The 20,087-nt window shown below is 59.9% G+C and carries 20 protein-coding genes; 11 read left to right on the top strand and 9 right to left on the bottom strand.

What is annotated here, in order from left to right; translation table 11 throughout:
- Positions 1–23: 23 nt before the first annotated feature.
- Positions 24–1,445, bottom strand: coding sequence for a 3-isopropylmalate dehydratase large subunit (gene leuC, locus GT019_RS21550; protein ID WP_161745255.1), 1,422 nt, complete (start codon positions 1,443–1,445; stop codon positions 24–26).
- A gap of 159 nt (positions 1,446–1,604) precedes the next feature.
- Here leuC and GT019_RS21545 point away from each other — a divergent pair, with 159 nt between their 5' ends.
- Entirely contained in the window at positions 1,605–2,510 is a 906-nt protein-coding gene (locus tag GT019_RS21545; RefSeq protein WP_161745254.1) for a LysR family transcriptional regulator, read from the top strand.
- 12 nt (positions 2,511–2,522) lie between these two features.
- On the opposite strand, the gene GT019_RS21540 is transcribed toward GT019_RS21545, so the two are convergent.
- Positions 2,523–3,320, bottom strand: coding sequence for a carbon-nitrogen family hydrolase (locus GT019_RS21540; protein ID WP_161745253.1), 798 nt, complete (start codon positions 3,318–3,320; stop codon positions 2,523–2,525).
- Positions 3,321–3,476: 156 nt separating this feature from the next.
- Between GT019_RS21540 and GT019_RS21535 the strand changes: the two genes are divergently transcribed.
- The 8 genes from GT019_RS21535 to mtnB all read left to right on the top strand — a co-directional run bounded on the left by GT019_RS21535 (position 3,477) and on the right by mtnB (position 11,562).
- On the top strand, positions 3,477–3,926 hold the full coding sequence (locus GT019_RS21535; RefSeq protein WP_161745252.1) for a hypothetical protein: 450 nt from the start codon (positions 3,477–3,479) through the stop codon (positions 3,924–3,926).
- Between the two features lie 84 nt (positions 3,927–4,010).
- Complete coding sequence (locus GT019_RS21530; protein WP_161745251.1) at positions 4,011–5,201, top strand: pyridoxal phosphate-dependent aminotransferase; 1,191 nt, start codon at positions 4,011–4,013, stop codon at positions 5,199–5,201.
- Between the two features lie 399 nt (positions 5,202–5,600).
- The gene (gene proB / locus GT019_RS21525) at positions 5,601–6,716 is read left to right on the top strand and encodes a glutamate 5-kinase (protein ID WP_161745250.1); all 1,116 of its coding nucleotides are present in this window, start codon (positions 5,601–5,603) and stop codon (positions 6,714–6,716) included.
- A gap of 24 nt (positions 6,717–6,740) precedes the next feature.
- Entirely contained in the window at positions 6,741–7,988 is a 1,248-nt protein-coding gene (locus GT019_RS21520) for a glutamate-5-semialdehyde dehydrogenase (RefSeq protein WP_161745249.1), read from the top strand.
- 129 nt (positions 7,989–8,117) lie between these two features.
- On the top strand, positions 8,118–8,999 hold the full coding sequence (gene proC, locus GT019_RS21515) for a pyrroline-5-carboxylate reductase (RefSeq protein ID WP_161745248.1): 882 nt from the start codon (positions 8,118–8,120) through the stop codon (positions 8,997–8,999).
- The gene (locus GT019_RS21510; protein WP_161745247.1) at positions 8,996–10,225 is read left to right on the top strand and encodes a 2,3-diketo-5-methylthiopentyl-1-phosphate enolase; all 1,230 of its coding nucleotides are present in this window, start codon (positions 8,996–8,998) and stop codon (positions 10,223–10,225) included. Before proC ends, GT019_RS21510 begins: the two co-directional genes overlap by 4 nt.
- 23 nt (positions 10,226–10,248) lie before the next feature.
- Positions 10,249–10,914, top strand: coding sequence for a 2-hydroxy-3-keto-5-methylthiopentenyl-1-phosphate phosphatase (locus tag GT019_RS21505; RefSeq protein ID WP_161745246.1), 666 nt, complete (start codon positions 10,249–10,251; stop codon positions 10,912–10,914).
- A 3-nt stretch (positions 10,915–10,917) separates the two neighbouring features.
- The gene (gene mtnB / locus GT019_RS21500; RefSeq protein WP_161745245.1) at positions 10,918–11,562 is read left to right on the top strand and encodes a methylthioribulose 1-phosphate dehydratase; all 645 of its coding nucleotides are present in this window, start codon (positions 10,918–10,920) and stop codon (positions 11,560–11,562) included.
- Positions 11,563–11,618: 56 nt separating this feature from the next.
- Here the strand turns inward: mtnB and GT019_RS21495 are convergent, their stop codons facing one another.
- Positions 11,619–12,941, bottom strand: coding sequence for a DUF2515 family protein (locus tag GT019_RS21495; RefSeq protein ID WP_161745244.1), 1,323 nt, complete (start codon positions 12,939–12,941; stop codon positions 11,619–11,621).
- Between the two features lie 136 nt (positions 12,942–13,077).
- On the opposite strand from GT019_RS21495, the gene GT019_RS21490 reads away from it, so the two are divergent.
- Positions 13,078–13,758: an SOS response-associated peptidase gene (locus GT019_RS21490; RefSeq protein ID WP_161745243.1), complete on the top strand. Its 681-nt coding sequence runs from the start codon at positions 13,078–13,080 to the stop codon at positions 13,756–13,758.
- A gap of 31 nt (positions 13,759–13,789) precedes the next feature.
- Here GT019_RS21490 and GT019_RS21485 read toward each other — a convergent pair whose 3' ends face one another.
- The 5 genes from GT019_RS21485 to GT019_RS21465 all read right to left on the bottom strand — a co-directional run bounded on the left by GT019_RS21485 (position 13,790) and on the right by GT019_RS21465 (position 19,335).
- Positions 13,790–14,077: a stage VI sporulation protein F gene (locus tag GT019_RS21485; RefSeq protein ID WP_161745242.1), complete on the bottom strand. Its 288-nt coding sequence runs from the start codon at positions 14,075–14,077 to the stop codon at positions 13,790–13,792.
- 112 nt (positions 14,078–14,189) lie between these two features.
- Positions 14,190–16,238, bottom strand: a complete 2,049-nt coding sequence (gene recG, locus GT019_RS21480; protein WP_161745294.1) for an ATP-dependent DNA helicase RecG — start codon at positions 16,236–16,238, stop codon at positions 14,190–14,192.
- A gap of 10 nt (positions 16,239–16,248) precedes the next feature.
- Entirely contained in the window at positions 16,249–17,103 is an 855-nt protein-coding gene (locus GT019_RS21475; protein ID WP_161745241.1) for a DegV family protein, read from the bottom strand.
- A gap of 11 nt (positions 17,104–17,114) precedes the next feature.
- Positions 17,115–18,920, bottom strand: coding sequence for a DAK2 domain-containing protein (locus GT019_RS21470; protein WP_201755503.1), 1,806 nt, complete (start codon positions 18,918–18,920; stop codon positions 17,115–17,117).
- A 55-nt stretch (positions 18,921–18,975) separates the two neighbouring features.
- The gene (locus GT019_RS21465; protein WP_161745239.1) at positions 18,976–19,335 is read right to left on the bottom strand and encodes an Asp23/Gls24 family envelope stress response protein; all 360 of its coding nucleotides are present in this window, start codon (positions 19,333–19,335) and stop codon (positions 18,976–18,978) included.
- 220 nt (positions 19,336–19,555) lie between these two features.
- Between GT019_RS21465 and rpmB the strand changes: the two genes are divergently transcribed.
- Positions 19,556–19,744 carry a 50S ribosomal protein L28 gene (rpmB, locus tag GT019_RS21460; protein ID WP_161745238.1) on the top strand — a complete coding sequence of 63 codons (189 nt, stop codon included), beginning with the start codon at positions 19,556–19,558 and terminating at the stop codon, positions 19,742–19,744.
- A 152-nt stretch (positions 19,745–19,896) separates the two neighbouring features.
- Here rpmB and spoVM read toward each other — a convergent pair whose 3' ends face one another.
- A complete protein-coding gene (spoVM, locus tag GT019_RS21455; RefSeq protein ID WP_040711006.1) occupies positions 19,897–19,977 on the bottom strand; it encodes a stage V sporulation protein SpoVM in 81 nt (26 codons plus the stop codon).
- Between the last annotated feature and the right edge of the window lie 110 nt (positions 19,978–20,087).

Below are 20,087 nucleotides of genomic sequence, written 5' to 3'. Positions count from 1 at the left end.
TTGACTCCTCTCTCTTCTTCCTGTTAGTTCAGCACTTCGGACTTGATTTTCCAGTCGCGCACGTCCGTGAATTTGCCCATGATCGCGGCAGCCGCTGCCATCGCGGGGGAAACCAGATGCGTACGTCCGCCGCGGCCTTGACGGCCTTCGAAGTTACGGTTGGACGTCGACGCGCAGCGTTGTCCCGGCTCGAGCACGTCCGGATTCATCGCGAGGCACATCGAGCATCCGGCATCGCGCCATTCGAAGCCCGCTTCGGTGAATACTTGATCCAGGCCTTCCTTCTCGGCTTGGATCTTCACGCGTCCGGAACCCGGCACGACGATCGCCGTTACGCGGTCGCTCACTTTGTAGCCTTTGGCGATCTCGGCTGCCGCGCGCAAGTCTTCGATCCGGCCGTTCGTGCAGGAACCGATAAAGACGTAATCGATCTCGATCTCGTTCATCGGCGTGCCAGGCTCAAGACCCATGTATTCAAGCGCCTTCTCGGCGGCTTTGCGCTCGTTCTCCGTAGGAAGCTCGGCCGGTACCGGCACGCTCTTCGTGATGTCCGTGCCCATGCCGGGGCTCGTTCCCCAGGTAACCTGCGGGATCAAGGAATCCACGTCGAATTCGACGACTTTGTCGAACGTCGCGCCTTCATCCGTCGCGAGTTCTTGCCAGACGGCAACCGCGCGGTCGAACGCTTCGCCTTGCGGCGCGTATTCGCGGCCGCGCAGGTAGTTGAACGTCGTTTCGTCGGGCGCGATCAGACCGGCGCGGGCGCCTGCTTCGATCGACATGTTGCAGACCGTCATGCGCTCTTCCATCGACAGGCTGCTGATCGCTTCGCCCGTGAATTCCATGACGTAGCCGGTACCGAAATCGGTGCCGTATTGGGCGATGACGCCGAGAATCATGTCTTTCGCCGTTACGCCGGGCTTGCGCTTGCCGTTGAAGCGAACTTCCATCGTCTTCGCTTTGGACTGCTGCAAGCATTGCGTCGCAAGCACGTGCTCCACCTCGGAGGTGCCGATGCCGAACGCCAGCGCGCCGAACGCGCCGTGCGTGGACGTATGGCTGTCGCCGCAAACGATCGTCTTGCCCGGGTGCGTCAAGCCGAGCTCGGGCCCCATAACGTGAACGACGCCTTGGTCGATGCTGTCAAGATCGAACAGCTTGACGCCGAAATCGTTGCAGTTTTGCGTCAGCGTGTCGATCTGCTGCTTGGAGATCGGATCGCTGATGTTGTAGCGGTCTTTCGTCGGCACGTTGTGATCCATCGTCGCGAACGTCAGATCGGGACGGCGGACTTTGCGGCCCGTCATGCGAAGGCCTTCGAACGCTTGCGGCGAAGTGACCTCGTGCACGAGCTGCAGGTCGATATAAATGATGCTCGGTTTTCCGGCTTCGGCATTAATGACGTGGTTATCCCAAATCTTCTCAAACATCGTTCTCTTCGTCATAATTATCACCTCATAAGTTCGTTTGCGCATGCTATTGATCCAATGCAGTCATCATAGCATTTCTTTCTTCATTGATCCAAGATATAATATCTATAACAGCAATAGGTATGGCCTATGATGATCCTAGCTTAAATCCCCCGCGAAGGGAAGTGCATATCCTTGGAACTCCGCCAGCTGCAGTACGTCATCCAAATCGCCAAAGAGAAAAACTTCTCCCGCGCCGCCGAGAAACTGCATATCGCGCAGCCCTCGCTCAGCCAGCAGCTATCCAAACTGGAAAAAGAAATCGGCGTCCTGCTGTTCAGACGCACGACCAATTCCGTCGAATTAACGCATGCCGGCGCCGTATTCGTCGAGAAAGCCGAGGGCATCCTCGACAACGTCGAACAATTGAAGCAGGAGCTGGACGATCTCGCGCATATGCGCAAGGGCAAGCTCGTCGTCGGCAGCCTGTCCATCACGGGCTCCCACGTCCTCCCCATCGTGCTTCCGATATTCGGCCGGCTCTACCCCGAAATCGAAGTCCTGCTGGTCGAAGACACGCCATCGAAGCTGGAGCAGCTGACCGCCAGCGGCCAGACCGACCTCAGCCTGCTCGCGCTGCCGTTGCATGAGCCTTCTCTCGAATGGCTCCCGATTATCGAAGAAGAAATCATGCTCGCCGTGCCTCCCGGCCATCCGCTCGCAAAACGCACGAAGCCCGTCAGCGTGGCGGAGCTGCGTTCCGAGCCGTTCATCGTGCTCAAGAAAGGACAAGGCTTTCGCCAGATCGTCCTGGAAACGTGCGAAGAAGCCGGCTTCGAGCCCCGGATCGTCTTCGAGAGCACCAACATCGAAACCGTGCAGTCGCTCGTGGCCGCCGGGATGGGCATCACGTTCGTGCCGAGAATGCTCAAACGGGAAGCTGCCGGCGATCTCTCGCCGGCCTACTTGGATTTCGCGGTCCCGAAACCGACGAGAACGCTCGTCGTCGCAAGCCGCAAAGGCCGCTACCTCTCGAGGGCGGCCGAAGCATTTATCGAAACGATGAACCGTACGGTGGAAGAGCATTTCGGCTCCTCCTGAACCTTCGGCTTCCTAATAGAGCGACGGTCTGCGGTCTTCGAACACGGGAATCTTGGCGCGCACGGCCTCGACGAGCGCAAGGTCGATTTCCGCCCGCAGTACCGTCTCCTCCTCGCCGGCTTCGGCTACGACTTCGCCCCAAGGGTCGATGATCATGGAATGGCCGAAGAACGAAGTCTCGCCGCTCTCGCCGCTGCGGTTGCAGGCGATCACGAACATCTGGTTCTCAATCGCCCTGGCCATAAGCAGCGTCCGCCAGTGGTGAAGGCGCGGATTCGGCCATTGGGCGGGAACGAACAGCGCCTGCGCCCCGTTCAAGGCAAGCTTGCGGGCAAGCTCCGGGAACCGGATATCGTAGCAGATCATCATGCCGGCCTGTATTCCCCCCGCGGTCAACGTCCCGAGCCGTTCCCCCGCTTGCAGGTATTTCTCTTCGTCCATCAGCCGAAACAGATGGATTTTGGAATAATCGTCCGTCAATTCCCCGCATTCGTTGAACGCATGAATCGTATTGTAAACGCCGCCCGCCCGTTTCTCCGCGATAGAGCCGCCGATGACTTGCACGCCGTGCTTCCGCGCGAAACCGGACAACAGCGCTTTCGCGCGCTCCCCTTCGGGATCCGCGATCGATTCGATTTCCTCAAGGGCGTAGCCCGTATTCCACATTTCCGGCAGCATGATCAGATCCGGCTTCGTTTCGCCCGCGACCGCTTCCGCGAGCCGCTCCTCCAGCCGTTCGAAATTCGCTTCCGGATATCCCGCGTCCACGTGCATCTGCACCAACGCCAACCGCAATTTATTTCCGCTCATTCCAATGCCTCCCGTTTCTCATGGCGGCAACCGCCGCAACGGCGCGCGTATCCCTGATCTGCGCAGTTTTACCTAATCATAACGTCTCATGCTCGGCTGTCAAGATGGGCAACGTAAGTACGAAACGAATCCATTCCCATCAAAGGAGCCCATGAGATGAAAATACGGAGCATTAATATTATCGCCGCTTTCGCACTTCTGCTTTATTTGTTGATTCCGACGTCCGCCAACGCGGCAGCCATTAACGACCATCACCAAGCGGATCAGCGGCCGGTTCAGGCCTTTGACGTCGTCGAAGGCAAAGTCGTCAAAACGATCCCCAATAGCCCGCAATTCCAGGATTACGCCAAGGCTTGGCTTAAAGGCGTAACCGGCTTGTCGCCCAAGCTGCAGGCGGAAGATAAATGCGGCTACGTATTCCGCATCCCGCTCGATCAGCCGACCGCGGTCAAAGCAGGTTCCGAGCAGGTCATGACCCAGGACGTATTCTTGTTCTACTGCCCGAAAAAACCGCAGCTGCTGCTTATTTTCGACGAAAACCGCAAACCTTATTTACTGAAATTCAAAGCCAACATCAAACCGTTCCTGAAGGCGATGGATCTGTAGCCCAAAAGGCCGCGCCAGCCAACGCTCGACACTTATTCGGTCATTATGCTACATTTAGGCAGAGAATAAGGGTGGAGGCTTACGATGGAACGCATACGATCATTTCAAATCAATCCGGCGGCCCGCATGACGGGTTTGCCGGCTCAATTTTTCGCCGCCCTCGTGCGCAAAGCGAACGCGCAGGCGGCCAAAGGACGCGACGTCATCAATTTGGGGCAAGGGAATCCGGATCGGCCGACGCCGTCCCATATCGTCGAAGCGCTGCAAGAGGCCGCGCCGAATCCGCTTTACCACAAGTATCCCCCGTTCAGCGGCTTTCCGTTTCTGAAGGAGGCCGCCGCGCGGCGGTACAAGGAAGATTACGGCGTGGAGCTCGACCCCGAGAAGGAAGTCGCGATCTTGTTCGGCGGCAAGACCGGTTTGATCGAAATCAGCCAATGCCTGCTGAACCCGGGCGATGTCTGCCTCGTGCCGGATCCCGGCTATCCGGATTACTGGTCCGGCGTCGCGCTGGCGGGCGGCGTCATGGAATACATGCCGCTCAAGGAAGGCAACAACTTCCTGCCGGACTACGATGCCGTCTCCGCGGATGCCGCGAATAAAGCGAAGCTGATGTTCGTCAATTACCCGAACAACCCGACGGGCGCGACGGCCGGACCCGAATTCTACGCGAAAACGGTCGAGTTCGCGGCGAAGCACGGCATCGTCGTCGCGAGCGATTTCGCTTACGGCGCGATTGGCTTCGACGGCAACGCGCCGGTCAGCTTCCTGCAGACGCCGGGAGCCAAGGAAGTCGGCGTCGAATTTTACACGCTGTCCAAAACGTACAACATGGCCGGCTGGCGTGTCGGCTTCGCGCTCGGCAACCCGGAAGTCGTGTCGCTGATCAACTTGATTCAGGATCACTACTACTGCAGCTTGTTCGGCGGCATCCAAGCCGCGGCCGCGACGGCTTTGACCGGTCCCCAGCAATGCGTCGCGGAGCTGACGGCCGCTTACGAGAGCCGCCGCGACGCGCTCTTCGCCGCGATGGGCGAGATCGGCTGGGAAAGTCCGAAGCCGAGCGGCTCCTTCTTCTGCTGGCTTCCCGTGCCGAAAGGACATACATCCATATCGTTTGCGGACCACGTCCTGGAGCATGCGGATGTCGTCCTGGCCCCGGGCGCGGGCTTCGGGACGCATGGCGAAGGATATGTAAGACTTGGACTGCTGGCTCCGGAGGAAAGGCTTCAGGAAGCGATCCACCGCATCGGCAAGCTGCATTTATTCGGTTAACCTGCGCCCTATCGGCCCGCAAAGTCCGTCTTTGCGGGCCTTCGCTTGCTTTACAGCGCGGCGCCGAACATGGTATGCTTGCAGTAATTGAACACGAGCAACGTCTTGACGGGGCTAAGTATGCAATCCGCGACGCGACCAGAGAGTAAATTCGTACGCTGCGAGAATTTACCGCGTTCGCTGCAGAAACCCACCCCTGAACGGCCGGCGACGAGTCGGACAGCGGCCTGCTGTTATCAGGTCTTTAAGCCGAACGGCATGCGTCCAGTCTTACTGGAACGGCATGGCGTTAATAAAGGTGGTACCGCGGAAGTCGAACTTTCGTCCTTTGTTTCTATGACAAGGACGGAAGTTTTTTTATTTGCCCGTTGTCCAATCAGGGGAAAGGTTGAGCGCGACATGACAGATACCATTGTAGTCAAAATCGGCAGCAGCTCGCTGACGTCGGAAGAAGGCGGACTGAACCGCGAGCGCATCGCTTTCTTCGCGCACGAGTTGGCGGCCCTGCACGAGTCCGGCCATCAAGTGCTCCTCGTCACGTCCGGCGCCGTTGCGGCCGGGTTCCGGAAAATCGGCTATGCGGCCCGGCCGAAGATCGTGCACGAGAAGCAAGCGGCGGCCGCGGTCGGCCAGGCTTTGCTGATGCAGGCGTACCAGGAGGCGTTCGCGGCCTACGGCAGCCGGGGCGGCGTGGGCGTCGCGCAGATCCTGCTCACGCGGGCGGACTTCTCCAATCGCAAGCGGATCCAGAACGCGCAGATGACCATCGAGGAGCTGCTGAAGCAGCGCATGGTGCCGATCATCAACGAGAACGACACGGTGGCGACGGACGAATTGAAGTTCGGCGACAATGACACCTTGTCGGCGCTCGTCAGCAACATGGTGAAAGCGAAGCGTCTGGTGATCATTACCGACATGGACGGGCTTTATACGGAAGATCCGCGGGTTAACCCGAATGCCCGCCGGATCGATCGGGTCGATCAAATCTCGGACGATATACTGAGCATTGCCGGCGGGGCCGGATCCTCGGTCGGGACGGGCGGGATGCGATCCAAGATCGAAGCGGCCCGAATCGCGATGCGAGGCGGCATCCCGGCGTTCATCGGCAGAGTCCTCGAGCCGGGCGATCTGATTCACGCCGTCCGCGGCGACGGCAGAGGCACCTATTTCGACACGAGCCTGCATAACCTGCCCATGAAGAAGCAGTGGCTGGGCTTTCATTCCATGCCGCAGGGCCGCATCGTCGTCGACGAAGGCGCGGAGCGTGCGCTCCTGCAGGGCGGCAAGAGTCTCCTTCCCGCCGGCATCCGGTCGATCGAGGGCGATTTCCACCCCGGCGACGTCGTGGAGGTATTCAATTTGCAGGGGCAGACGCTCGGCCGCGGCGTCGTCAATTATGCGGCGTGGCAGGCGCAAGCGGCGGCGGGACTCAGCTCGGAGGAAGTGCGCAAACGGGTCGAGGTCGCACGCATGGAAGTCATACACCGGGACGAATGGGTTTCGCTAAAAGCATGAATGATACAGAAAGAAGGGGTAACGATGAGCGAAGCACGCGAGAAAGCCGCGCTGGCCAAGCAAGCCGCGCAAATCATGAACCGCATGACGACGGAACAAAAGAATCAAGCCCTGCTCGCCATGGCCGAAGCGCTGATCGAACAGCAGGAATCGATCATCGCCGCCAATGCGCTCGATATCGAGCGCGGCAGAAGCAACGGGACGAGCGAATCGCTGCTTGACCGGTTGAAGCTGACGCCGGCGCGGATCCAAGGCATCGCCGAGGGCTTGCGCCAGGTCGAAGCGCTGCCGGATCCGACCGGTCTGACGCTGGAGTCGTTCCAGCGGCCGAACGGCTTGCGCGTCGAAAAAATCGCGGTACCTCTCGGCGTCATCGGCATGATCTACGAGGCGCGTCCGAACGTCACGGTGGACGCCGCCGGACTTTGCCTCAAGACGGGCAACGCCGTCGTCCTGCGCGGCGGATCCGCGGCGCTGGAATCCAATCGCCGGATCGTCGAGGTGCTCCGCGGCACCTTGGCGGGCTCTTCCCTTCCGGCGGACGCGCTGCAGCTGATCGAGGACCCGTCCCGCGCATCCGTCGACGAGATGCTGAAATTAAACGGCCTGCTCGACGTCGTTATTCCGCGAGGCGGGGCTTCGCTTATCCGCACCGTCGTCGAGAACGCGACGGTGCCGGTCATCGAGACCGGCGCCGGCATCTGCCACACTTTCGTTGACGAAAGCGCCGGCTACGATATGGCTGCCGACATCGCCTTCAACGCGAAGGTGCAGCGTCCGTCGGTTTGCAATTCCATGGAGACGCTGCTGATGCACGAAACGTTCGCGGGCAAGCATTTGCGGGCATTGGCGGACCGTTTCCTGGCGGCGGGCGTCGAACTTCGCGGCTGCGAACGAACCCGCGCGATCGTCCCGGAAGCCGCCGCCGCAACGGAAGCCGATTACGCCACGGAATACAGCGATTATATCTTGAACATCCGCGTGGTTGATCATCTCGACGAAGCCTTGGAGCATATCGCCCGGTACGGGACGATGCATTCCGAGTGCATCGTGACCGAGGACGACGGGAATGCCGCCGCGTTCATGCAGCGCGTCGACGCCGCCGCGGTCTACCGCAATGCGTCTACCCGCTTCACCGACGGGTTCGAATTCGGCTTCGGCGCCGAGATCGGCATCAGCACCCAAAAGCTTCACGCGCGCGGTCCGATGGGACTGCCCGCGCTGACGACAACCAAATTCCGCGTATTCGGCAACGGCCAAATCCGCGGTTAAACGCGGATTGGTTTGCATGCGAAGCCAAAGCTCCGCATGCAGCATTCCGCGACACACGCGGATTGGTTTGCGTGCGAAGCCAAAGCTTCGCATGCAGCATACCGCGATCAGAAGGAGGCTCACGGCACTATGACTACCCTATCATCTTCCGGAACGGCGCCGGAAATCGCTTCGCTTAACATTTGCTTCTACGGCGCCGGTTCCATGGCGGAGGCGCTCGTGCGCGGCCTGCTCGACCGGGGCTTGACGGAGCCGGGACGGATCGGCATGATGAACCGCCAGAACGCGGAGCGAATGAACGAGCTGTCCGGCCGGTACGGCATTAACGGCGCGCTGAACGACGCGGACAAAGAAACGATGCTTCGCGAGGCCGACATCATCTTCCTGGCCATGAAGCCGAAGGATGCCGCTAAGGCGATCAAGCGCCTGCGGGACCTGCTGCACCCCGGCCAAATGATCGTCTCGCTCATTGCCGGCATGACGATCGCCACGCTGGAAACGCTGCTCGGCGTGCCGATGCCGATCGTGCGCACGATGCCGAACACGTCCAGCACGATCGGTCTCGGCGTTACGGGCATCAGCTTCTCGGCAAACGTGAGCGCCGATCGCCGTGCGCTCGCGGACGCGATCTTCCAAGCCGTCGGCTTGACGACGATCGTCGAGGAGCCGATGCTTGAAGTCGTGACCGGCCTCTCCGGCAGCGGACCGGCTTATATTTATTACATGATGGAAGCCATGATCGCCGCAGGCGCCAAGCTCGGCCTGACCGAGGACGCCGCGCGCGAGCTGACGATCCAAACGGTACTGGGCGCCGCCCACATGGTAAAAGCTACGGGTGAAGATCCGGCCGAGCTCCGACGCAAAGTCACTTCGCCGAACGGCTCCACCCAGGCAGCCATCGAGAAACTCGACGCTTACCGATTCACGGACGCCGTCCTGAGCGCCATCACGCGCTCCGCCGAACGCGCCGTGGAAATGGGAGCCGAAATCGAAAGGAATGCGAAATCATGAGTCAAGCGGTATGCACGGCCACTTATCGGAGCTACGACGATAAAGCCGATTTTCAGAAAAAAGCGCTCGGCATCGCGGTCGGCTTGACCGTCGGGAGCTGGACCGACCTGCCCGAAGCCCGCAAAGCCGAGATGGAGAAGCATCTGGGACGCGTCGTGTCCGTCGATGTACACGAAGGCACGGAACCGGGCACGCGTTATGCGGATATCGTGATCGCCTACCCGGACGTGAATTTCAGCCGCGATATTCCCGCCCTGCTCGTCACCGTGTTCGGCAAGCTGTCGATGGACGGCAGGATCAAGCTGCTCGACCTCGACTTCTCGTCGGACTTCCTGTCCGCATTCCCGGGACCGAAGTTCGGCATGGCAGGCATCCGCGATCTGCTCGGGGTCCAGGATCGCCCGCTTCTGATGAGCATATTCAAATCCGTCATCGGGCATGACCTTCCCAACCTGCGCGATCAGTTTTACAAGCAAGCGCTCGGCGGCGTCGATCTGATCAAGGACGACGAAATCCTCTTCGAGAATCCGCTCACGCCGCTGCAAAAGCGCGTCGAAGCGTGCATGGAAGCCGCCCGCCAAGCGGAAGCCGAGACCGGCCAGAAGCTGCTCTACGCCGTCAATCTGACCGGCCCGACCTCGAAGCTCGCTTCGCAGGCGAAGCTGGCCATCGCGGCAGGCGCCAACGCCCTGCTCTTCAACGTGCTCGCGTACGGCTTCGACGTGCTTCACGAGCTGAGCAGCGATCCCGAGATCACGATTCCGATCGCCGCGCACCCCGCCATGGCCGGCGCATTCTATCCGTCGCCGCACTACGGCATCGCCGCTCCGCTGCTGCTCGGCAAGCTGATGCGGCTGGCCGGCGCGGATCTGGCGCTCTTCCCGTCGCCGTACGGCTCCGTCGTCATGCCGCGCGAAGAGAACCTGGCCGTGCAGGCCGCCTTGATCGATCCTGCCCTGCCCGTTCGCCCGAGCTTCTCCGTTCCCTCGGCCGGCATTCATCCGGGTCTCGTGCCGCTCATCCTTCGCGACTTCGGCACGGACGTCGTCGTCAACGCGGGCGGCGGCATCCACGGCCATCCGATGGGCACGGCCGCCGGCGGACAAGCGTTCCGTCAGGCGATCGACGCGACGCTGAACGGCATTTCCCTGCCGGATGCGGCCGCGCAGCCCGGGCATGAAGCGCTCCGGGCGGCAATCGACAGCTGGGGGTTCAAACAGCCATGACCGACAACGAGGTACAGACAACCATGAAGAAGCAGAGAGTCATCTTTTGCGATTTTGACGGGACCATTACCGAGAACGACAATATCGTCGCGATCATTCGTCATTTTAACCCGCCCGGCTGGGAAGCCATCGTGAACGCGATCGTCAGCCAGAACAAACCGATCAAGCAAGGCGTAGGCGAGCTGTTCCGCCTTCTCCCGACGTCGCGGAAACGGGAGGTCGTCGATTACGCGATCTCCAATGCCCGCATTCGCGAAGGCTTCGCGGATATGCTGGCGTATTGCAAGGACAACGACATCCAGTTCTACGTCACGAGCGGCGGCATCGACTTTTTCGTATTCCCGCTGCTCGCGCCGTTCGGCATTCCGGAAGACCATATTTACTGCAACGGCAGCGATTTCTCGGGTGAATCCATCGAGATCACTTGGCCGCATCCTTGCGACGGCGAATGCCAAAACGACTGCGGCATGTGCAAGACGACGATCATTCGCAGGTTCCCCGCCGAGCGGTACGAACGGATCCTGATCGGAGACAGCGTGACGGACTTCGAAGGCGCGAAGCTGGCCGACGTCGTCTTCGCCCGCTCGCACCTGACGCTGAAATGCGCGGAGCTCGGGCTGCCGTTCCATGAATACGCGACGTTCCACGACGTCATCCACCAATTGAAGCTCCAGGAGGCGAAATCATAACCGATGACCTTTGCACAAATTCCATTAGAGCATAAACAACGGGCGCTCGCGGAGCTCACGGACGTCAAGCGCCTCTTCGCGAACCGCGGCTGGTTCCAGGGCACGAGCGGCAACCTGTCCATTCGCGTCGGCGATTACGCGCCGGACGATTTTCATTTCGCCATCACGGCGAGCGGCAAGGACAAATCGTTGTCCACGCCGGAGGATTTCCTGTTCGTCGACCGGGAAGGCAAGCCCAGCGAGCCGACGATGCTGAAGCCATCCGCCGAGACGCTGATCCACTGCGAGATTTACAAGCAAACGGGCTGCGGGGCGATTTTCCACGTGCACACGGTGTTCAACAACTTGGTATCCGAGCTGTTCTGGGAGCGCAAATCGATCCCCGTGGACGGCGTCGAGCTGATCAAGGCGTTCAACATCTGGGACGAGGAAGCGCAGATCGACATTCCGATCGTATCCAATTTCGCCCATATCCCGAGCATCGTCCCGGAAGTGACGGAACGCTTGGATAAACGGATTCCGGGCATCATGCTGCGCAAGCACGGCATCTACGCTTGGGGAGCCAACGCGTTCGAGGCGAAGCGCCATCTGGAAGCGTTCGAATTCCTGTTCGAGTACGTGTACCGCTGGGAGCTGCTGAAGCGCTGAGTATCCCCGCGAGAATACGATAAAAGGCGATAACCCGGCCGATCGCTCAGCCGGCGTTATCGCCTTTTTCCGTTGAGTCCGCCGAAGCGCTGCTTCGCCTGTACGGCAAGCTCCAGCTTGTTGAACGCCATGCAGTGCTCGAACGTGATCTCGAAGATCTCCGGCAGCGGCAGCGCTTCGAAATACGGCAGGATGGATGGCGCATCCTCCAGCCAATCGATGCGCTCCGGCAGCTCCGCGGGCACATCCGCCCAGGCGGCCGCGAGCTCGGGGCTGAGCAGCTTCTTGGCGCCTGTCAGCAGACTGCAGCCCTCGAGCCGCTCCTTGTAAGGAGCGCCGCCCGCGCCTTGCGCGCCTTCCCGTTCCTTCGTGAACAAATGCGGCGCATAATCCGCCCGCGAGCCGGTGTGATGCACCCCTTTGACGAAAGCCGTGACGCCCGCCAATACTTCCGGCACGCGGAGCAGGATCGCGTAGAGCCGTTTGCCGAACTCGATGCGTTCATGAAGGCTGCTGAAATGCTCCAGCACCAAGCCGGCCAGCATCATATCCCCTCCGTTGACCTGCGGCGCGCCGTACGGCATGACGACCGTGTTCGTTTGCAGCGGGATTTGGAGCAGGAACGGCGTCTTTTTCAGCACATGCGCCTTAAAGTACTCGCTTTGCACGAGCGGCTGCTCGATGACATGCTGTTCGTTCACGATCAGCGCCGTCGTCAGCATAATCGCGTCCCGGCGCTGCCAGAACTGCGACCAGACCGGGAGCATAAAACGCGATACGCCGAAGCTTGGCAGCAGCGCCGACAGATCCCGCCCTTCCTTCCGGGACGCTTCGTAGAGCAGCAATTGCGGGTAGGCGTCATGGAAAATAAGCGCGTTGATGCGCTCCAGCAGGATAAAAGCATGCAGGCGGCTTTCCTCGTCCATCAGCTCGGGCAGCAGCTCGCCCTGCAGGTCCGTCATGTTCCAGCCGCCGTTCCGGGAGACGAGATGGGCCAGCAACGCCCACTGGAGCTCCGGACACCGGTAGTATACGGCGCGGTAAGCCTCCGTGCGCGTGACGTTGTTCCGGTTCGCGGTCTCCGTCTCGTGGCGGATACGGTGGATGAGCGCGCGTTCGCGCTCGGCGCGTTCCGCGGAGGTCCTGGCGTGCGCCTCCCCGCCGGGCGCGGCGTCGCCTTGCGCTTCGGACTGCAGCGCCGCGAACAGCTCGTGCACGAGTTCTTGGCGCATGGAGGCGGGCAGCGCATGCTCGGCCAGCTCATGCGACGCTTTTCTGGCATCCCTCTTATGAACCGCGTAATTCCGCACGAACCGAAACGCATGCAGCAGCCAGCCCAGCAAAGAAGGCCTGCCGCGGTCTTTGCCCCTCTGCGACATGTCCGTTTTCCCTCCTTCATCGCGACGTAAACCAGTATCATTTAGTATCGTCATCTCTACCTTCGATTAGCCGCTGTAGTATACTATAGCTAATGCAAGATAGCCTGATTTCGGAACTCGAGGAGGCATGATGGCCATGTGCGGCCGCTATACGATTACCGTGACTTTGGAGGAATTGATGCTGCATTACTGGGTCGCCGAGACGAACGTCCCGTTCCAGCAGCCCAAATACAACGTGGCCCCCGGCCAAATGATCCTGGCGGTCATCAACGACGGCGAGAAAAATCGGCTGGGCGAGCTCAAATGGGGGTTGGTCCCTTCCTGGGCGGAGACGATGAAGCTCGGCGCCAAAATGATCAATGCGCGATCCGAAACGGTGTGGGACAAGCCCGCCTTTCGCAAATTGATCGACCGCAAGCGCTGCATTGTCCCGGCCGACGGCTTTTATGAATGGCAGCAGGAAGAGCACCGCAAGCAGCCGATGCGCATCGTCAAACGCGACCGCAAGCTGTTCAGCATGGCGGGACTGTACGATACGTGGACATCCCCGGAGGGGATCAAGCTCAGCACCTGCACGATCTTGACCACCGCCCCCAACGCGTTGATGGAACCGATCCATAACCGGATGCCGGTCATCCTGCAGCCCGAGGACGAGGCGGCGTGGCTGGACCGCTCCCTGCGCGATCCTGTCCGGCTGAACCGGCTGCTCCAGCCTTTCCCGTCCGAGCTGCTGGAAGCCTACCCGGTCGCCGGCGCTGTCGGAAACGTCGCCAAAGACGACGAATCCTGCATCGCCCCACTCCGGGCGAACGGCTGAACAAGGCAAAAAAAACGCCGATCCCGGAGGATCAGCGGAACATCGCCCAGAGGCGGATTAAATGGAGCGTATTGTTGGGGTCGATCTTTTGCGCGATCACGAACGCGATCAGCTGCTCTTCCTGCTGTTCCGTCAGATTCTCCTGCATGATGCCGGCCGACATGCGGACGAGCTTGCGCACCTTCGCGCGATCCTGCAGGTCGTATTTGTTGACGCCGTTCAGCAGCATTTTGACCCGGTCTTTCACGACCGGATTTTTCATTTTCGCTTTGACGCGCTCGACCAGCTCGGGCCGAATGCCGAATTTGGTGTAGCTCATTCCGGTTATAGCACCTCCGTCCGGCTTTAAGAGGCCATGGCTATCCGAAAATAGGGCTGACCTCGAAACCATCCTCTAGATGTACTATATGCCGGGCACTCGGCTTTAAAAACTAGTCCAGAAGCTCCCCTTGAAAAAGTTGCTCCTTCCGCAGCATGTCCCGCAGGCGCGCGTAGGCAGCCTCGCTCCAAAAATCCGCATTGGCCGTGATCTCCGCCGCGTCGTCCCGCGCCTCTTCCAGCACCGCGAAATCCACGGCCATGTCGGCCAGCTTGAAGTCCGGCACCCCGCTCTGCTTCGTGCCGAAGAAATCGCCAGGCCCGCGCAGCTCCAAGTCTCTTCGCGATACCTCGAAGCCGTCATCGGTCTCGGTCATGATGCGCATCCGCTCCCGGCCGATGTCCGACTTCGGATCCGCGATGAGCACGCAGTAGGACTGATGTCCGCCGCGACCCACGCGTCCGCGCAGCTGATGCAGCTGCGACAAGCCGAAGCGCTCCGCGTCCATGATGATCATCAAGGTGGCGTTCGGCACGTCGACGCCGACCTCCACGACCGTGGTCGCAACCAGCACGTGCACCTCGTTCGCGCCGAAGGCGCGCATGACCTCGTCCTTCTCCGCCGCGGAAAGCCTGCCATGCAGCAGCCCCACGCGCAAGTCCGGGAACGCCTGCTGCATCTGGATATGCAGGTCGATGGCATTTTGCACGTCCAGCTTGTCCGATTCTTCGATGAGCGGACAGATGAAGTAGCACTGCCTGCCCGCTTCCACCTCGCGGCGGATGAAGCCGAGCACGCGTTCCAGCATGTTGTGCTTCACCCAATTCGTCTGGATCGGCTTGCGTCCATGCGGACGCTCCTTGAGCGTGGACACGTCCAGATCGCCGAAGGCCGTGATCGCCAGCGTGCGCGGGATCGGCGTCGCCGTCATCGTGAGCACGTCCGGGTTCAATCCTTTGCGCCGCAGCACGCTGCGCTGATTGACGCCGAAGCGATGCTGCTCGTCGGTTACGACGAGGCCGAGGCTGCGGAAGAACACGCCGTCTTGAATGATCGCCTGCGTGCCGACCACGACGTCGATCAAGCCCATTTGCAGCCCGGCGAGCAGCTCGCGGCGCTTCTTCTCGCTCACGCTGCCCGTGAGCAGCGCGACCTGCATGCCAGCGGCCCCCAGAAGCTTCTCCAGCGAACGGTAATGCTGCTCCGCCAGTATCTCGGTCGGCACCATCAGCGCGCCCTGGTGGCCCGCTTTGAAGGTCGCGAACAGCGCTATGGCGGCCACGACCGTCTTGCCGGAGCCGACGTCCCCTTGCAGCAGCCGGTTCATGCAAGCAGGAGACCGCATGTCGATCAGGATTTCATTGACGACTTTCTTCTGCGAATCCGTCAGCTCGAAGGGCAGCGTCCGCGAGAAAGCGCGAATCGATTCGGCGTCCACGACATGGGCGATGCCGTCCATCCGTTTGCGGTTGAGCGAGCGGTAAGCCTGCAGCTTCAACTGGAAGAGGAAGAGTTCCTCGTACACCAGCCTGCGCCGCGCCGCCTGTCCTTGCGCGATGTCCTCCGGCTGATGGATGTGCCGCACGGCCTCCCGCCGGAGCATGAAGCCGTACTTGTCCATCAGCTCGACCGGCAATATTTCTTCCACCATCGTCCCGTATTGCAGCAGCGCCTGCGCGATCGTCTTGCGCATCCACGGCTGCGTGACGCTGCCGCCGACGGAATAGACGGACTGGAGGGTTCCGGACCGGGACGTCCCTTTATCGGGAAATTCCGACTCCGATACCGTGATTTGCAGCCGGTGCTGCTCCCATTTGCCGGTCAGCACGATATCCCGCCCGGGCACGAGCTGCTCCTGCAGAAAATGCCGGTTGAACCAGACCGCCGTCACGAGCACGCCGTCCACGGCTACCTTGCAGGTCAATCTCGTCTTCGCCCGGCCGTAGCGCTGCAGCAGCGGATTGCCCATGATTTTGCCTTCTACGGTCGCTTTCTCGCCGTCTTTCGCTTCCCCCAGGCTCCGAATGCGATAGTCCTCGTATCGAAACGGAAAATAGTCCAGCAAATCCGCGATCGTTTGAACGCCAAAGGCGTGAAGCTCCAATTCCTTCTGAGCGCTCACGCCTTTCATTTGCCGGACCGGTAGTTGATCCAGCTTCATATCCATTACCTCACACCCGCGTTATAAATAATGCCGCTGCTCCGGGACCGGCATGCGTGCCGATCACGGCGCCGATCTCCGTCTGCCTGATATTGCGCACGTTCAGCTGCCCCTGCGCCAGCGCGGCCAGTTCCAGCGCGAGCTCGCGCTTGCGCGTCCAGCCGACCGTCATATCGAGCGGATCGCTGCCGTATTCGTCCTTCAACAGGTCGATTATGCGCTGCATCGCCTTCTTGGTGCCGCGCACCTTGTCGACGGCGGATACCTCGCCCTCGGGGTCGATCGTCAGAATCGGCTTGATGTTCAAGATCGAGCCGAACAACGCCGCGGCTTTGCCGATCCGTCCGCCCTTCTGCAAATACTCGAGCGTATCGACGAGGAAATAAATCTTCTTATCCCGCGCCATCGCTTCGACGGCCGCGACGATCTCGTCTTTCGAGGCGCCTGCGGCAGCCATCTCCGCGGCTTTGACCACGAGCATCCCGAGGCCGTACGACACGGTCTTCGAATCGAGGACGGTCACGTCGCCCTGCTCCTCCATCAGCGTCGAACCGAGAACCGCCGATTGATACGTCCCGCTGAGCGCGGATGAGATATGAATGGATAGGATGGGCGAATCCGGATATTGCTTGCTCAGGCGTTGGTAGGTTTCCGTAAATTCCATCGGCGAAGGCTGCGAAGTCGTCGGCAGCGTGGCCGAGGATACCAGCCTGCCGTAAAATTGATCATTGGTCAGCGATATGCCGTCCAAGTACGATTCTTCTCCGAACATGACCTTCAACGGAATCATTTCGATGCCGTATTGCTCTCTCACGCGTTTCGGGATATCTGCCGTACTGTCCGTAACGATTTTAACTCCGCTCATCTCCGCACCCCCTATTCGACCGCGATTAAGTATGGATACAGCGGCTGACCGCCCGCATGAACCTCGAACTCCGCATCCGGGAACGCTTCCCGGGCCCAAGCCGTCAATTCCGCGGTATCCGACGATTTCGCCTGTTCGCCGGTCAGCACGGTGACGAGCTCGCCGCCGTCCTCCAGCATCCGCGCGAGCAGCTCCCGGCAGGTTTCCTGAAGGCTCGCGGAAGCGGTGACGATCGTCTTCTCCAGAATGCCGATATAATCGCCTTCTTGGATGGTGATGCCGTCGATCGACGTATTGCGCACCGCGCTCGTCACTTGGCCGGAGCGCACCTGCAGCACGGCATCGTTCATGGCCTGCGCGTTGACGTCCGCCGACTCTTCTTCCCGGAAAGCCAATACGGCTGCGAGGCCCTGCGGAATGTTGCGCGTGCCGATGACGGTTACGCTGCGCCCGCTCAACTCCGCCGCCTGCTGGGCCGCCAAAATAATGTTGCTGTTATTCGGGAGCACGAAGATATGTTCCGCGGGCAGCGTCTCGATCGCGTTGACGAAATCCTCCGTCGACGGATTCATCGTCTGTCCGCCCGACAAGACGACATCGACGTTGTTGTCGAGGAAGATCGACCGAATCCCCTCTCCCATGGCCACGGCGATCAGTCCGAAGGCCGCCCATTCATGGGCGTGCTCCGCGGACAAGGCATCCGCCGGCGTCCCCGTGAGCACTTCGGATACGGCGAGGCCGAGCGCGGCCTCTTCCACGACCGCCGTCTCCGGCAGTTCTTCGGCGGATCCGATCGGAACCGCGCCCGCGATCGCCGCGCCTTGTTCCTCCTGCAGCAGCTCGCGATGCTGCTCGCGCATGTTCAGGATATGGATTTCCGTCAGCTCGCCGTACGGCAGCGCGTAATTGAGCACGTCGCCGGGCTTGCGCGTGTGGACGTGCACCTTGACGATGTCGTCGTCCACGATCACGAGGATGGAATCGCCGTCCCTGGCCAGCATGCCTTTGAACAACGCTTCGTCGAAACGAAGACCCGTCCGACCGGTCTGCTTGCGGTTGATGAAGAACTCCATGTCGTACAAGAACTCGATATGCTCCGTCTCGAGCTTGGATTGGGCGCTGACGGGCTGAAACGCGGCAGCTCGCTGCGGCGGCCCGACCGCCGCGCTCGGTGCCGACGGGAACACGCCGGCAACTGCCGATTCCGCGCCGATATGATTCTCGGCCGCGCTTCCGCGCTCATCCGCCAAGGCGCTCAGGAATCCCTCGTAGATGCAGACAAGCCCTTGTCCGCCCGAATCCACGACGCCGACCTGCTTGAGCACCGGAAGCAAATCCGGCGTGCGCGCCAGCGACTCGTTCGCCCGGGCAACCACCTCCTGCACGAGCTGAACGATGTCGTTGTTGCGCTTGGCAAAGGCCACGGCATGCTTCGCCGTATCTTTGGCGACCGTCAGGATCGTGCCTTCCACGGGTTTCACGACCGCCTTGTAGGCCATATCGACGCCGTGCTGCAGCGCCGCGGCGAACTGCGGGGCGTCGATCTGCTCCTGGCTCGCGATGCTTTTGGAAAACCCGCGGAACAGCTGCGACAAAATAACGCCGGAATTGCCGCGCGCCCCCATCAGCAAGCCTTTAGAAAGCGCTTCCGCAACTTTGCCCACTGCTTGGCCCTGGTTTTTCTGAAGCTCACGCTTTCCGGAGGTCATCGTTAAATTCATATTGGATCCCGTGTCTCCGTCCGGAACCGGGAATACATTCAATGCGTTGATGCGCGATTCGTTTCGCTGCAAGCTTTCCGCTCCGCTCAGGACCATGCTGGAGAAATCCGGGCCGTTTATAAAGCGTTTGATCAAGCTAGATTACCCCTTCCTACCGAGATACCCGTACGCCTTGGACAAAAATATTGACAACGTCAACCTTGACGCCGACGACCTCATTCATCACATATTTCACTTTTGACTGGATATTATGAGCGACCTCGGATATTTTCGTGCCGTAGCTTACGATGATGTACAAATCAATGTGCAAGTAATCGTTCTCTCGGTGGACTTCGACACCGCGCGACAGATTATCACGACCCAGCAGCTCGGCGATGCCGTCCTTGAGCTGCTTCCTTGTAGCCATTCCTACCAGTCCATAACAATCCATCGCTGCTGACCCGGCAAGGACGGAGATCACATGATCGGTTATATGTACGCTTCCGAATTCGGATTGAATCTGCAGAGGCATGGAAAACCACTCCTTCACCGTTTTATTATGGACTAATGCACATTGTACTATAAATTTGAACGATTTTGAAGTCCAGAGGCCTATTCCCGACTATTTTCACGCTTTTTTAAGCGCTAGCCCGCGATAACGGCGATTGACAAACCCTTGATGAATGCCCAGACATATGCTATTATATTGTAGTCTGTTTGTTTGGAGCGATTCTTAAAGGGAGGTGTATTTCATGTCTCGCAAATGTTTCATCACGGGCAAAGGTCCCGGCACAGGTAACAACGTTTCGCACGCTAACAACAAAACCCGCCGCACTTGGGGCGTTAACGTTCAGAAAGTAAGAATTCTGGTTAACGGCAAACCGAAACGCGTCTATGTCAGCACGAAAGCTCTTAAATCCGGAGCCGTTACTCGCGTATAAGGGCATTGAGCCATGGACAAAAAGCACCTGATGTGATCAGGTGCTTTTTTGCATGCCGAAACGCGGAAGACCATCGCTGCTTCGTGCGTTCTTCCGTGCTCGGAAACCTTCTTGCCGCGGGGCCGTTCCAGGGGCAGCCGGTCGCAATTGTGTCAGCTCTTCTGAAACGTATTTAAGATGGCTTTCACGAAACCACCCAAAAACTTCGGCAGCTTGATCGTATAGAATTTCATGCTCCACCCCTCCTAAGAGTTTGCTGGTACTTCTTTGAAAGAGCTTCTGCAGGCAGAAAACTCAAGCATAAACATCCGTAACGGTTCCGCGCCTCGAAAGTGCCCACAAA

Source organism: Paenibacillus glycinis (assembly GCF_009909185.1).
GTDB lineage: Bacteria > Bacillota > Bacilli > Paenibacillales > Paenibacillaceae > Paenibacillus_Z > Paenibacillus_Z glycinis.
This window is presented reverse-complemented; position numbering and strand designations above follow the sequence as displayed.